The 13,988-nt window shown below is 57.5% G+C and carries 7 protein-coding genes; 1 reads left to right on the top strand and 6 read right to left on the bottom strand.

The window, feature by feature from the left end; translation table 11 throughout:
* Nucleotides 1-101: 101 nt before the first annotated feature.
* From MSL71_RS19705 to MSL71_RS19680, 6 genes are all read right to left on the bottom strand, one after another.
* A complete protein-coding gene (locus MSL71_RS19705; RefSeq protein WP_180143741.1) occupies nt 102-1,178 on the bottom strand; it encodes a hypothetical protein in 1,077 nt (358 codons plus the stop codon).
* A 32-nt stretch (nt 1,179-1,210) separates the two neighbouring features.
* Nucleotides 1,211-2,788 (bottom strand): ABC transporter ATP-binding protein, encoded by a 1,578-nt coding sequence (locus MSL71_RS19700; protein WP_180143739.1) that lies wholly within the window; start codon nt 2,786-2,788, stop codon nt 1,211-1,213.
* Nucleotides 2,785-3,819, bottom strand: a complete 1,035-nt coding sequence (locus MSL71_RS19695; protein WP_180143737.1) for an ABC transporter permease — start codon at nt 3,817-3,819, stop codon at nt 2,785-2,787. The genes MSL71_RS19700 and MSL71_RS19695 overlap by 4 nt, the downstream gene beginning before the upstream one ends.
* Before the next feature lie 359 nt (nt 3,820-4,178).
* Nucleotides 4,179-5,282, bottom strand: a complete 1,104-nt coding sequence (locus MSL71_RS19690) for a microcin C ABC transporter permease YejB (protein ID WP_180143735.1) — start codon at nt 5,280-5,282, stop codon at nt 4,179-4,181.
* Nucleotides 5,283-5,584: 302 nt separating this feature from the next.
* Nucleotides 5,585-7,423, bottom strand: coding sequence for an extracellular solute-binding protein (locus MSL71_RS19685; protein WP_180143732.1), 1,839 nt, complete (start codon nt 7,421-7,423; stop codon nt 5,585-5,587).
* Nucleotides 7,420-10,305, bottom strand: a complete 2,886-nt coding sequence (locus MSL71_RS19680; RefSeq protein ID WP_180143730.1) for a M16 family metallopeptidase — start codon at nt 10,303-10,305, stop codon at nt 7,420-7,422. The genes MSL71_RS19685 and MSL71_RS19680 overlap by 4 nt, the downstream gene beginning before the upstream one ends.
* Before the next feature lie 455 nt (nt 10,306-10,760).
* On the opposite strand from MSL71_RS19680, the gene MSL71_RS19675 reads away from it, so the two are divergent.
* Complete coding sequence (locus MSL71_RS19675; protein ID WP_180143728.1) at nt 10,761-13,964, top strand: tetratricopeptide repeat protein; 3,204 nt, start codon at nt 10,761-10,763, stop codon at nt 13,962-13,964.
* Nucleotides 13,965-13,988: the final 24 nt, after the last annotated feature.

Raw genomic sequence — 13,988 nt, 5'->3', positions numbered from 1 at the left:
GTCCTTTCAAACAAGAGGATTGTACGATGTCATCATCAGAATGAATGAAGCCGGGCTCCACGGGCAAATGGGGCGGGAGAATAGTGCCCCTATCCAACCATTCAAGGAGGTGGGGCGCCCAGCCTTTTTTCCAGATAGGCCGCGACTTTTTGAGCAAATGGAAATCCCGAATAGGTGGAGGTCCCGCAGTATTCTTCGCTTTTTACCTCCAGAGTGTAAACGCCGTCACTATTGATGTTCTGTTTTGCTTTTTTGAGGTGGCGGGGTTCAATGTCAACCCCTTGGGTTTCAAGGAAACGAATCATGGAAACATTTGTTTTGGGGGTTTCAAGGGCGATATCCAAGGCGCCTTGACCATCAATCAGGAGGCTTTCCATGGGGATGGTCTGGGCATGGTGGGCCAGGGCTTCAAGGTGACCATGGATGATGGCATTTGCCACGGCACGCTCTCCAAATCGAATCCCCTTTTCTTCTAAAATGGAAAAACATTCCGGGGTATCACAGTGTTGTTCAATGGCGATGAGTTCTTCCGGCGAAAAGGTGTCGCGGGAAATCTCAACCCCTTCTTCCAGAAGCATGTGCATGGTGGTGGGGTTACCCAATAAGGCCTGAACTTTCATTGTGTCGCTGCCATATTGTGAGATCACATGGGGGTAGTTTTGAGACATAAAGGTGAGAATGTCGGGGTTTCCGGTAAACAGAAGGGAGGTGAGGGTGTTGTGATCCGGTGGATCCAGAATGGCACCTTCATTGATGAGTTGCTTGAGCAGGTCTACCTTTCCGATGTCATCGGTGAATGGAAACCAAAGCTCAAACAACCTTGTTCGATTTTTGGTATCCATCTGTGTGTTAAGGTCCAGTCCATGATTAGAAAGGTAGCCTAAAAAGGCTTTCAGGTCGTTGTTTGCGACAAGTACCTTTAATCGTTTTACATGCTCTGTTGTCGTCACAGGTGCTTTGCTTTCAGGAGAGGCCTTTTCCTGTTGACGGGCGAGGTGCCTTTCCTCAGCGGGGGGAACGGCTGCTGCGTGGTCGATCGGTTTTTTCAGCTTTTTTTCTGCCACGGCCGGACTGTGGTTCTGTGTGTTTTTTTCAACGCACAGGGCCGGAGGGGCCTCAGGGGCGGATAGATGTTTTTTCCCGGTATAAAGCCAGAGAAACAAGCCGATAATCGCCATGCTTATCGCAACTGTGTATGTCCGTTTCTGTCTCACGCCGCCTCGCTTTCGCCTTTGAGGAGCATCCGGGTGTAGGTATGTGACGGCCGCTTGAAAACAGTATCGGCCTTTCCCCATTCCACGAGTTTCCCCGCCTTCATCACCGCGATGTCGTGGCTGATGGCGCGGATCACGTCCAGGTCGTGACTGATGAAGAGGTAGGAGAGGCCCAGCTTGGCCTGGAGCTCTTTTAATAAGGAGACGATCTGAAACTGGATGTTGCGGTCCAGGGACGAGGTGGGCTCGTCCAGAATCACCAGCTTGGGGGAGAGGGCAAGGGCCCTGGCAATGGCGATGCGCTGCTTCTGCCCCCCTGAAAATTGATGGGGGTATTTCTCCTTGTCTTGGGGAGTAAGTCCCACGTCGGTGAGGCATCGGTCCACCACTTTGTCGGTGTAGGGCCCCGGGTGGTTGAAGGCGCGCAGGCCTTCGCCCACGATATCGCCCACGGTCATCTTGGGGTTGAAGCTGCTGTGGGGATCCTGGAACACCACCTGGATGCTCCGGCGGAGCTGCCTTAGGGGTTCCCCTGTGAGTTCGGATAGGGGCTCTCCGTCAAAGCGCATGGTGCCGGTGGAGGGGATGAGGCGCAGGACGGCCCGGGCCAGGGTGCTTTTGCCGGATCCGCTTTCGCCGACGATTCCTAAGGTGGTTCCTTCGGTGAGGGCCAGGGAGACCCCGTCCACTGCTTTCAACGGGGGCTCTTTTTTGAACCGGGACTGCCGGGCATAGGTGACGCCGATGCCTTCGAGTTCAAGGAGGTTTTTTTCCGCCTGGGGCGCTTTGACTGGGCCCCCGTGGCTTTTGTTCAGGAGCATCCGGGTGTAGGGGGTTTTGGGGGTATCAAAGAGCTCGCTTGTGGGGGCGCTCTCCACAATGCGCCCCTCTTTGGCCACCACCACCCGATCGGCATGGGATCGCACCACGGCCAGGTCGTGGGTAATAAGGAGGATGGCGGTGCCGTAACGATCGCGAACCCCGGTGATGAGGGTGAGGATCTGTTCCTGGAGCGTGGCATCCAGGGCTGTGGTGGGCTCGTCGGCCACGATGAGCTTCGGGTTTCCCATGAGGGCCATGGCGATCATGATGCGTTGTTTTTCTCCGCCGGAGAAGGTGTGGGGCAGATGACCGATGCGCTCCTCGGGGTGCCTGATCCCGGCATCGCCCAGGAGCTGAACCGCCTTTTCCATGGCAGTTCTGGTGTCCGTGCCTTCCACGATGCGGGCCCGCTCCGTCATCTGTCGGCCCACCGGGTGCAAGGGGTTCAGGGAGGTGCCCGGCTCCTGGAAGATGTAAGCGATCTCCCGGCCCCGGTAGGCGCGCAGCGCCTTTTCCGAAAGACCGGTGAGTTCGGTGCCGTCAAAGGCGATGGAACCCCGGACCTGTGCCCCCAGGTGTTTCTGCAGTTGGACAACTGCGTGGGAACACACCGATTTGCCGGAGCCGCTTTCTCCCACCAGGGCCACCACCTCGCCCTGGCCCACATCAAAGCTCATGTCGTGAACCGCAGGGCTCAATCCCTGGCTGGTTCTAAAATCCACGGCCAGGTTCTGGATGGAAAGAAGTGTCATGATGCCTCCTTTTGGATGTGCTTGGGGTCCATGGCGTTTCGGACGCCTTCTCCGATGAGGACCAGCAGGGTGAGCATGGACGCCACGATGGCAAAGGCCGAAAGACCCAGCCAGGGAGCGTGGAGGTTGGATTTTCCTGCGGCGAGCAGCTCGCCAAGGGAAGGGGATCCCGGCGGCATGCCGAACCCAAGGAAGTCGAGGGAGGTGAGGATGCCGATGGAGCCCGAGAGGATAAAGGGAAGAAAGGTCATGGCCGCCACCATGGCGTTGGGCAGGATGTGCCGGGTGATGATCTCCCGGTCTTTCACGCCCAGGGCCCGGGCCGCCTGCACATAGTCAAGCTGCCTTCCCCTGAGGAACTCGGCTCGGACCACGCCCACGAGGCGCATCCACCCGAAGAGGACCATCAGGGCCAGGAGCCACCAGAAGCCCGGGGTCATGAAGCTGTTCATGATGATGAGAAGGTAAAGCATGGGAATGCCCGACCAGATCTCCATGAGCCGTTGGCCCCACAGGTCCACCCGTCCCCCGTAATACCCCTGGATGGCCCCTGCGGCGATGCCCAGGGCCGAAGTGACAAAGGTGAAGGCAAACCCGAAGAGGACCGAGAGGCGAAATCCGTAGAGGATGCGTGCAAAGACGTCCCGTCCCAGATCGTCGGTGCCCAGGGGGTTGGCAAGGGAGGGCGCCGTGGGTGGCGGCACGGGCAGGTCGTAGCGAATGGTGTCGTAGCTGAAACGCACCGGCGGCCAGATGATCCAGCCGTCCTCTTCGATGGCATGGATCAGGTACGGGTCGGAATAACAGGCCTCGGACGGGAGAAACCCTCCGAAATCCCGGTCGCTGTAGGTGGCCACCAGGGGGAAACAGTGCCTTCCTTTGTAATGAACGTAAAGGGGCGTGTCGTTGGCGATGAGCTCTGCTGCCAGGCTCATGGCAAAAAGAACGCCGAAGATCAGCAAGGAGATAAAGGCGCGCCGGTCTCCCCTGAAGACAGACAGGCGCTTGCGCGTAAGGGGCGATAGTTTCATGATGCAGCGTGTATCCATGTACATGGTTTGGGTCTGTGGTTGGGCAAAAAGCGGCCTCCGGCGGCAAGGTGAGCCACCTTGAAAGCTGGGTACCTCAGCGATTTACCCTTCGCTCCTCAGGGGAAATCACTGAGGTGTTCGTGGTTTGTCTATTTGTTTGTAACGATAAGGCTCTGCCTCCGGTGGGCGTTTTTTGAAAAAAGTTCCGGTAATATTCTTTCCTGGCCTCTCCTGCAAAGACGGTTGCCCCATGTCACACATCACGCGAATGCCCCGAGAACGGTGGCATAATGGCTGCCTCCATGCATTCGCCATAGGGTTTCCAGGTGCCCCACCTGGCCGCCGGAGGCTGGTTTAGATCAACTCCCCGACGACCCGAAGGAGATCCTGGGATCCACCAGGGTGTAGGTGAGGTCGCTGACGATGCTCAAGGCCAGGCCCATGAGGGTAAAAATGTAGAGGGTGGCGAACATCACGGGGTAGTCGCGCCCCATGGCCGCTTCAAAGCCCATGAGTCCCATGCCGTCCAGGGAGAAGATCACCTCGGTCATGAGGGATCCTGTAAAGAACATGGAGATAAAGGCTGCGGGAAACCCTGAAATCACGATGAGCATGGCGTTTCGGAAGATGTGTCCGTAGAGGATGCGTTTCTCCGTGATGCCCTTGGCCCGTGCGGTGGTGACGTACTGGGCGCTGATCTCGTCCAAAAAGGCGTTTTTGGTGAGCATGGTCAGGGAGGCAAACCCGCCGATGACCATGGTGGTGATGGGCAGCACCATGTGCCAGAGGTAATCCAGGATCTTTCCCCAGGTGCTGAGCTGGGCAATGTTGTCGGAAACCAGGCCGCGCAGTGGGAACAGGGTCAGGTAGTTGCCCCCGGCCAGAAAGATGATGAGCACGATGGCAAAGAGGAACATGGGCACGGCATCCCCCACGATGACGGCAAGGGAACTCCAGAGATCGAACCGGCTGCCGTGGCGCACGGCCTTGGCGATTCCCAGAGGGATGGATATGAGGTAGATGAGCACCGTGCTCCAGACCCCCAAGGAGATGGAGACGGGCAGCTTCTCCTTGATGAGGTCCACCACGCGCTTGTCCCTGAAGAAACTCTCGCCGAAGTCAAAGCACGAAAAATCCCTCAACATAAGGAGGTAACGGGTGAAGAGGGGTTTGTCGAAGTTGTAGAGGCGCTCAATCTCCTGGATCACCTCGGGCGGAATGCCGTCGGCCCCTTTATAGGGCGACGACGACTCCCCCAGGGCCTCCTCCGTGTCCGATGGGCCGCTCGTCTCCTGGGTGCCCGTGGCCCGGTCCACGGCCGATACCTCGGTGCCGCTGAGCCGGGCGATCATGGTCTCCACCGGCCCCCCCGGAGCCGCCTGGACCAGGAAAAAATTGATGGTGATGATGCCCAAAAGGGTGGGGAAGATCAGAAACACCCGTTTGGCGATGTACTCTTTCATAAGGACTCCGAAAAAAACATGCCTCCGGCGGCAAGGTGTGCCACCTCGAAAGCTTATTGCCATTGCGCTTTGCCCTTCGTTCCTCAGGGCAAAGCGCAATGGCCTTCGGCTCGGGCTGCGCCCGACATGAACGCTGATGGTTTATGCGGACTGGATCGCAAGCTTCGACGTTACAGGATACGTTGTCACCACTTGCCCAGTGTTGATTTAACCGCACGGCCTTCTATGGTTAAAGTGCAAGGAAAAGCCTGCCCCCGGCAGGGCCGCCGGAGGCGTCTTTAACCTGGCTGCCGGGGGCTTTTTTATCTACGTGTTTTAGAGATCAGGCAGTCGGGCATGGCTGCGTCTTTTGCCGGGTCGATCCACCAGGCATTGATGCTCAGGCCGTGGGTGGGCAGTTTGCTTGGCCTGCCGAACCGGTCCCAGTAGGCGATGCGAAAGCGGTCGCTGTAGCCGTCGGGGATGATGTAGTACCCGTTGAGCAGGAGCCGGTCCAGGGCCCGGGTGCGTGCCACCAGGGCCTGGCGGTCCGGGGCTGCGATGACTTTTTCCACCAGGGCATCCACGGCCGGGTCGGCGATGCCGCAGAGGTTTCGGCTTCCTTTGACGCCAGCAGTTTCGCTGTGCCACATGCTTCGCTGTTCGTTGCCCGGGGAGAGGGACTGGCGGAACCGGGAAAAGATCATCATGTACTCTCTGTTTCGAACCTTTTGGGTGTAGTGGGTGGAATCCACCAGGTGCAGGGTGAGCTCGATGCCAAGGCGCTTCAGGTTTTGCCTGAAGGGAAGGAATCTTTTCTGGGTGGCCTTGGAGCCCATGAGGATCTCCAGTTTCAATGGTTTGCCGTGTGGGTCCCGCATGGCCCCGTCCTTGAACGCATACCCTGATTCGGCCAGGATGGCGGCTGCCTGGCGCAGGCGGTTGCGGTCCATGCCCGAGCCGTCTCCTTTGTAGAGGGCAAAGGGGGTGGTGAAGATCTCCGGGGGCACAAGGCCCCTGATGGATTCCAGGGTGTTCAGCTCTTGTCCCCGAGGCAGGCCGCTGCAGGCAAACTCCGAGTTGGAAAAGTAGCTCGTGTGGCGCTTGAGCTGATCAAAGTAGATTTTGTTGTTGACCCAGTCAAAGTCAAAGGCCCGGGTGAGGGCCCGCCGGACGTTTCGGTCGTTCAAGGGGGGGGCCTGGGTGTTCATGATGACCCCTCGCATGCCGGTGGGCATGCTGTGGGGGATTTCTTCTTTTTTAATCCATCCCGTCTCCACGTTTTTGCCGGTGTACCCGCGGTACCAGTTTTTCCCGGCGCTCTCCCCTTGAAGGTCGTAGTGCCCTGCCTTAAAGGCCTCGAAGGCCACGGTGCGGTCCTTAAAGTACTCAAACACCATGCGGTCGAAGTTGTAGCGCCCTTTGTTGACGGGCAGGTCTTTGCCCCAGTAGCCCGGAACGCGTTCGTAGCTGATGCGCTTGCCCGGCTCAACAGCGGAGATGCGATAGGGCCCGCTTCCCAACGGGGGCTCCAGGGTGCTCTTGGACAGGTCCCTGTGCTGCCAGTAGTGGGCGGGCAGTACTTTGAGCTGGCCTGCGACATAGGGAAGCTCCCGGTTGCGGTCCTCTTTGTTGAAGTGGAACTTGACGGTGTGGGGGCCTAAGGCCTCCACGCGGTCGATGCCTTTGAAGTAGTTTTTGTAAAAGGGGCTCTGCTCGGTGACGGCCTTAAAGCTGAAGCAGACATCCTCGGACGTCACGGGGTGCCCGTCGTGGAATGTCGCCTCATGTCTCAGGTGGAAGACGGCCCATGCGTTGTCGTCAGCCACGGTGAGTGCTTCGGCCAGCAGGCCGTAGGAGGTGGATGGTTCGTCCCTGGATGACTCCATGAGGGTGTCGTACATGAAGCTGATGCCTGCGGCGCATCGCCCTTTAACGGCCACGTCGTTGATGTTGTCGAAGGTGCCCACCATGCCCCGACGGTAGGTCCCCCCCTTGGGGGCGTCGGGGTTGGTGTAGTCAAAGTGGGTGAAGTGTTCCCCGTATTTCGGGGTGCCGATGAGGGCAATGGCGTGGCTTGTCTTCTCCCCGGCCGTGGCCGGCAGGGTGCCGGCCAGGAAGAGGAGAGCTGCCGCGCTAACGTGTATCAGGCGGCGTTTCATAAAGCCTCCTCGGTGTCGGGGGCGTAGACGGTGATGAACCCTTTGATGCCGGTTAAGGTCTCTTTGGCCAGGGCGTTGAGGTCGTCAACGGTTGTGTTTTGAAGCATCTGCTTTCGGCTGAGCACCTCGCTTAAGTCCCAGTTGTGGTCCAGGGAGGTGGCAATGGTGTTGAGCCAGTATCGGTCTTTTTTTTCGACCTGGGACAGGGTGGTGAGGCTCTGTTTGACGGCCAGTTCCACCTCCTGCTGCGTGACCCCTGTTGTTCCCATGTCCCGGATCATACTCTCGGTGAGGGGGATAAGTTCATCCACGCGGTAGGGATCGCAGGTAAAAGAGACGGATGCTTTGAAGAGAGGTGCCGGTTCGGCCTGAAGGCGCAGTTTTGCCGAGATGGAATAGACCCCTCCTCTTTCTTCCCGCACCGAGAGCCTGAGCCTTCGTGAGAGGATGCGCCGAAGGACGGAAAGCTGCACGCTTCGTTTGTGGGAAAAGGGTGCTTCGGATTCGTAAAACGCAGAAACCGAAGCCCGGTCTGCAAGGTCTCCCTTGCCGGTGATGCGGATACTCTCGGGGCCGCCTACGGCTTTGAGGCGGAGGCCCCGGTCCACTTTGGTTTTTCGGTTTGCTGCGGCGGGCAGGTCGCCCAGGTAGCGCGCTGCCAGGGCGGCGATCTCCTCGGGGGTCACATCACCCACCACGGTGAAGGTAAAGGCCGAAGGGGAGACGAAGAAACCAGTGTAATCGGCAAGGAGGGCTTCGGGGGTGAGGCCTTTCAGGTCCTCAATGGCAAGGGGCTGATCCCTGAATTTGTTGTTGTGGCGGGCCTCTGCAGCGTCTGCCGTAAACCAGAATTTTTTGTCGTGGGCCCTGGCATTGATGGTCTGGGTCATCCGCGCTTTATGGATGGAGAGTGCCTTGGCTGAGACGTTTGGGGCGGTGAAGTAGAGGCGGAGCATCTGAAAAAGAGTTTCGGCCTCTTTGGTGGCCCCTCCCCCTGTGAGGGAGGTGGCGTTGGCCTCGATGGAGGGAGAGACGTTGATGTTCCGGCCTGCGAGGAACCGGTTGAGCTCGGTCTGGGGGATGCCCGCAAACCCGCTCTGGTTCACAAGGCCGGCGGCCATGCTCACCCGCTTGTAGTCGGCATCCGGGACGCTGGAGAGCCCCCCTGTGGCCGTGCCCCTGATCAGAAATTCCCCGGGTGCGTGGGCCGTGGGCTTTACCACAAGTCGGGTCCCGTTGGAGAGGGTAAAGGCCTGTCCGTCGATGACGGGCATTTTTTCGGTTTTCAGGACATCTCCGCCTTTGGGGGGCGCGGTGACAAGGGCGGTGATGGCCGGTGCCAGGGTGTAGGGCGACAGGGCTTCCCCTTGGACCTTGGTGGCCAGGTTCATGATCTCTGGTTTGGAAAGCGTTTCGGTTTTTCGTTTCTCCGGGAAGGTGAAGGTGACCGAGCGACTTTCAGAGGCCAGGAGCCTGTTGAACGACCGGTTGAGGTCGACTGTGGTGATGGTACCTGCAGCCTTCAGGTAGAGGGCCAGGTCCTGATCGGGGTCGGTGAGGGAGCCTCCGTGGGTGTCAAATTCACAGATGGCTGCGGCATGGTCCGACGATTCCACGCGACGATCGGGCCGGGCTGCCTCGGTGAGGGCTTTTTGAAAGGCGCTTTTCTGCTCTGTGAGTTCTTCGGCCAGGAAGCCGAAGCGGCGGACCCGTTCCATCTCGGCATAGAGGCCGGAAAGCCCCTCGGAGACGCTCCCTTTGACCGGGCGGGCCATGAACCGGGCTGTGTGCAGGTCACTCTGCACATCTGTTACGCGGGCGTAGGCGCGAAGCAGGGGCAGCTCACGGTCGGTGATTTTTTTCCGCACGCGCCGGTTAAAGGCGGCAAAGGCCAGCTGCTCGGTGAGATCCCGCTTAAAGCCTTCGTATGTGGTGGTGGGCTCGCGCTGAAAGAAGTGGTCCACGGCCACGGTCCCTGCGGTGAGCTCGGGGTCGGTGATGGTGGTCACGCGCAGGCCCGGGGTGAGGGGGACCTCCTTTGGTGCGGCGGCGCGGGCCTTGCGGGGCGCGATGCCGCCCATGGCCTTTTCAATGCGCTTCTGCATGTCGGCTGCATCGATATTGCCCACCACCACCACGGCCATGCGGTCCGGGGTGTAGTTGGCGTCGTAGTATCCTTTGAGCAAGGCGCGGTTTGCACCCTTTACCACAGGCATCAGGCCAATGGGATCACGCAAGGGGTAGCGTGACCCAGACAGGAGCACGGCCCGGCTTTTGTCGCCCACGCGCTTTCTTACCCCTTCCCTCATGCGCCACTCCTCGACAATGACGCCTTTTTCTTTTTCGATTTCGCCTTCGTCAAAAAGCAGGCCGTCTGCCCAGTCTCCTAAGACCAGGAAGGCTTTATCCAGAAGCTCGGGGCGGTCCAGGGGGATGCTGAGCTGGTAGTTGGTGACGTCTGTGGAGGTGTAGGCGTTAGTGTGGGATCCGAAGGTGAGCCCCGCCTCTTCCAGGAAGGCGATGAGCTCGTTGTGCTTAAAGTGGCGGATCCCGTTGAAGGCCATGTGCTCCACGAAGTGGGCGAGGCCTCGCTCTTCTTCGGTTTCGTTAAGGGAGCCGGAGCGGACGTTGAGCCGCAATTCCACGCGATCCTTGGGGTAGGGGTTTTGCCGGATGTAATACCGGAGGCCGTTGGCGAGCGTGCCGGTGATCACCTTCTCGCTCATGGGCAGGGGCACGGTTTCTTGATGGGCGGGTTTGAAGGGCCCGCAGCCGCCGCCCAAAACCAACAGGGCGATGAGCAAGAATAGAAAAGGGGCTTTGCGCCTCCCGTCGGGGGGCTGGGGGGCGCAGGGGCGTTCCGTTTTGGGGGTGCACTTCATGGGCCGTTTACTCCGTAAAAAGTGAATCATAAGGGCTCGGAAAAAAACAGATCCCTGCCTGTCGTACCGATGTTGCCCGGTGTTGTTTATAAGGCTTTATTTTGACTTCCGTTCTTTTTTAGGTAGTCCAAAAGAAAGGTTCTGACTACTGGTGTTTGCGCGGATTGTCAATAGGTTTTAGTTTTATTGAATTTAGATTGTTGAGGTTGTTTTCTAATAAATATAGATAGATAAATTTTATTTGGCATGGCTAAAAAATGATTTGTTCCCAAAAAATACTTGACAGATATCCTGCTGGTTGTAGTAGTTCTTGTGCTTCTCTGAAAAGTTAGTCTTGCCGAACTTTGTCTCTCGGGAGCCCATGGCTTTGCCGGGTGGATCGGGGCGCACGAACGTCTGTGATGAACCATGGCGTTTCCAGATAGTGAACCGTTTGCAACGCGAAGGATGTATCGATGAAGTATGTGATGTGGATCAGGCTGCTCCTGGCGGCCGTGACAGCCTTGAGCCTGTCTGCCTGCGGCGGGTCGGGCGGAGGAGGAGCAGCCCCCGGACCGGGGATTACCCTTTCCGGTGTGGTGGAAGACGGTCCCGTTTCCAAAGCCACGGTCTATGCCCTGAACAGGGACGGCAGCGACGGGCTTTACGGGCCTTGTGTCACCGATGAGCAGGGCCGCTTTACCGTGACCGTGGGCGCTGGTGTGGACCTTAAGTCGCTCATGCTTTTTGCCCGCGGCGGCAAGGACGGTACCACCGGGCCGGACGGCCTTGATTTCAGGGGGGTGGTCATGATGGCTCCCCTGGAGATGTATGAAGGCAAGACACGGTCCGTTGTGGTGAGCCCGGTGACCACCCTGGTGGGCCTTGATGTGGCAAACGGGTCATCCCTGAGCGCCGCCCGCACTGCCGTGGCCGGCAGGCTGAAGGTTTCGGAAGACAAGCTCACCGCCCGGCCTTCGGTGGAAGGGGGCCACTTTCACGCCAAGACCATGATGCTTTCCTTGGTTGCAACAGCAAGAAGAACCAAGGGGTGTAAGGGAAGCGCCTTTGAGGGGCTTACCTTTTCAGCGGACGGGCTCCCCGATACCTCAGAGCATCCTGAACTTGATGAGGCGGTCATTGCCATCAAGGAGGCCGTGGAAAAGGGCGAGGCCCCCGGTGAGGTGTTTGTAAGGCGGCGCCTTTTGGCGTGCCTGACAGAGGTTCTGGACGCCAACAGCCCCTCCTCGTCCAAGGAAGATCCGTTGTTCAAGACCCGCGCGAGCCGTCTCATCGGGGATATCCTGGCTGCGGCAGGTGGTCGGCCCATCCATCTGGAGAGCATGGCCCCGGAGCGTGTCATCCGATGGGTGCTCAGGACCTCCGGCATCGAGACCTACGATACCTTTCTGGGGGATACCTTTCCGGTCCTTATCGGCTGGGTCAGGGATAACACGGAGATCGTATCCATCATCACCCCGGTGGCGGCAAAGTACGACATCAGGGAGCCGTTGTTTGCCAGCGAGCTGCTGGGTGACGACAACGCTAAGCGCCTGGATTACTATTTCAATTCCGATGCCTCCCATCTCTACAAGGCTGAAAAACTCGTTGAGACGGTGCGGGATGATACGGTCAATGACTACATTCTGGAGCGTGTCGCCCATGGCTTGGCCGAGGCCGGCCTTTTTTTAGAGGCCAAAACCATCTTGGACACGAAGGTTTTTTCAACCATGGTACGAGCTGAAGGGTTCCGTCGGTTGGGCAAGACTTTGATTTCCTTCAATGAGCGCACAGGAGGTATTCCACAAGAGAATATTCTTCAAGCCCTTGAGAAGGCTGAATCTCTGTACAAGAAAAAAATCGAGGCAGTGGGTAAGGCCTATTTTGATGATAAAGACGCTGCCGCATTGAATAGCCTTATCAACCAATACAGGGAGGCCGGGGAGATGGATAAGGCCGACTCTGTGGTGCGGTATGTCAAAGAGTGCAGTGAGGCGATGGCAGAAGTAAATACCTCATCGCTGAACCGTCTTGTCGTCTCCATGAAAAAAGCGGGAGACAGCTTTGTGGAAGATGGCAACGAAGCCCAGGCCGCTTTATACCCGGGTATGATGCTCTCTTTATCAAAAAAGGTCCCTGCGGACGATGCGGTCAACCCAGATTATCCAAACAAAGATGATGATCCGCATGCGGTTGATTATTATAGAAAAAGGGTGTTTTGCCTTTCGTGGGTTGTCCAGCTGTACGCCTCAATGTACGAAACATTTGGGGACGAAGCATACAGACTCGGTGGGATGAATGCATATGAAGAGATCAGGGCGCTGTGTGATTCATATCCGTTTACGAAGTCTTCTACGTGGTTTTACGTTGCAACTTATGTGATACCGGGCCTTTGCACCTTTGGTGAGATGCCTCTGGTCGATTCGTTGATCAGTGAGGCTCCTGCGGCGTACAAAAATCGGGTTTATGCCTTTTTAGCAACTTCAAAGGCTGTAACGTCAGAAGACATAGATGACGCTTTGGCCGTGGTGGATCGAATCGTCAACAAGGATAAGGTTAAGGAAACTAAGGAGAAGATTAATGCTTTGACTTACTTTGCCCAAAACAAAGGCTCGAAGCGAATGGCTGCAACCCTGATCGCCCTGGGGCCCGGTCGGTATGCCGATGCTGTCAAAGCCTTGGAAAAGGCCCAAGCGATTTTGGACGACTTTACGACGGATGATAAAGAGGCGGCTTTTACTGTCAAAATTCTACAAGGTTACCCAAAGCTGGCGTATCTTTATAGCCTGATGAATAAGAAGGATACACAGCTTGCTTTCTGCGAAACTACAGAAGCCGTTGCCCGGGATATTTCCGGGGCTCTGTGGAAGGTAAGAGGCCTTTGCGAAGCCTCTTCTTGTTGGATCTCGGTTGGCCGTCTTGACCGCGCCGCTCAATGCCTTGTTGAAGCTCGGTCTGCGGCGGACGGTGTTGTCGGGAAAGGAGCCGACGCCTCAGAGGTGGCCGAAATGTATCTTTGGTTGGCGAGGTCCCAGGTCGCCTTGGGAGATAAAGGGCGGCTGCTTGAGGTGGTCAGTACATTTGCGACCAAGAGTGTCCGTATCTTCGATGAGTCTATCACCGATGAGCAGTGGGCCTCAGGGCAGTACGGAGAGCACGACGAACTTCTCACTCTTCGGGGTGGGTATTTGATCCGGGCCGCCAAGGTTTTGATCTCCTTAGGTTATACCGATGAAGCCATAAGTATATTAAATAAGGCGATTGCCACGAAAGCGGCTTTCTATGAAGACGATAAATGCGTCAAGCTTTGTGTCGGCAGCTCCACCATTTCAACGAAGTCATTAACCCTTGCCAATGCGTACACGCTCGCTGGTGCCGTTGACAAATCCGTTGCGTTGTCAATGTCCATGGGGAACCGTGCGGAGATCAATAGGGGGATTAAATTAACGGCTGCCACCATGGCTGAGATCGACGATTTTTCGGAAATGCCGTTTTGGAGCCCGGAAAAGCCGGAAAACTGGGTCGCCCAGGTCGATACCGACGGCGACGGTCTGCCTGACTTTTTCAGTCCATTGGCTTCCCCTGAGGACATCGCCGCATCGGGTCTGACCCTGGACCCGGACAGCGATGGGGACGGCATACCGGACACAACGGACACCCGGCCCCTGTATGCCGATTGAGATCCCTTGTCGAGTATTTGGTTG

Source organism: Desulfoluna butyratoxydans (assembly GCF_900699765.1).
GTDB classification, from domain to species: domain Bacteria; phylum Desulfobacterota; class Desulfobacteria; order Desulfobacterales; family Desulfolunaceae; genus Desulfoluna; species Desulfoluna butyratoxydans.
The sequence above is the reverse complement of the archived record's forward strand: the minus strand, read 5'-3'. Positions and strand labels throughout refer to the sequence as shown.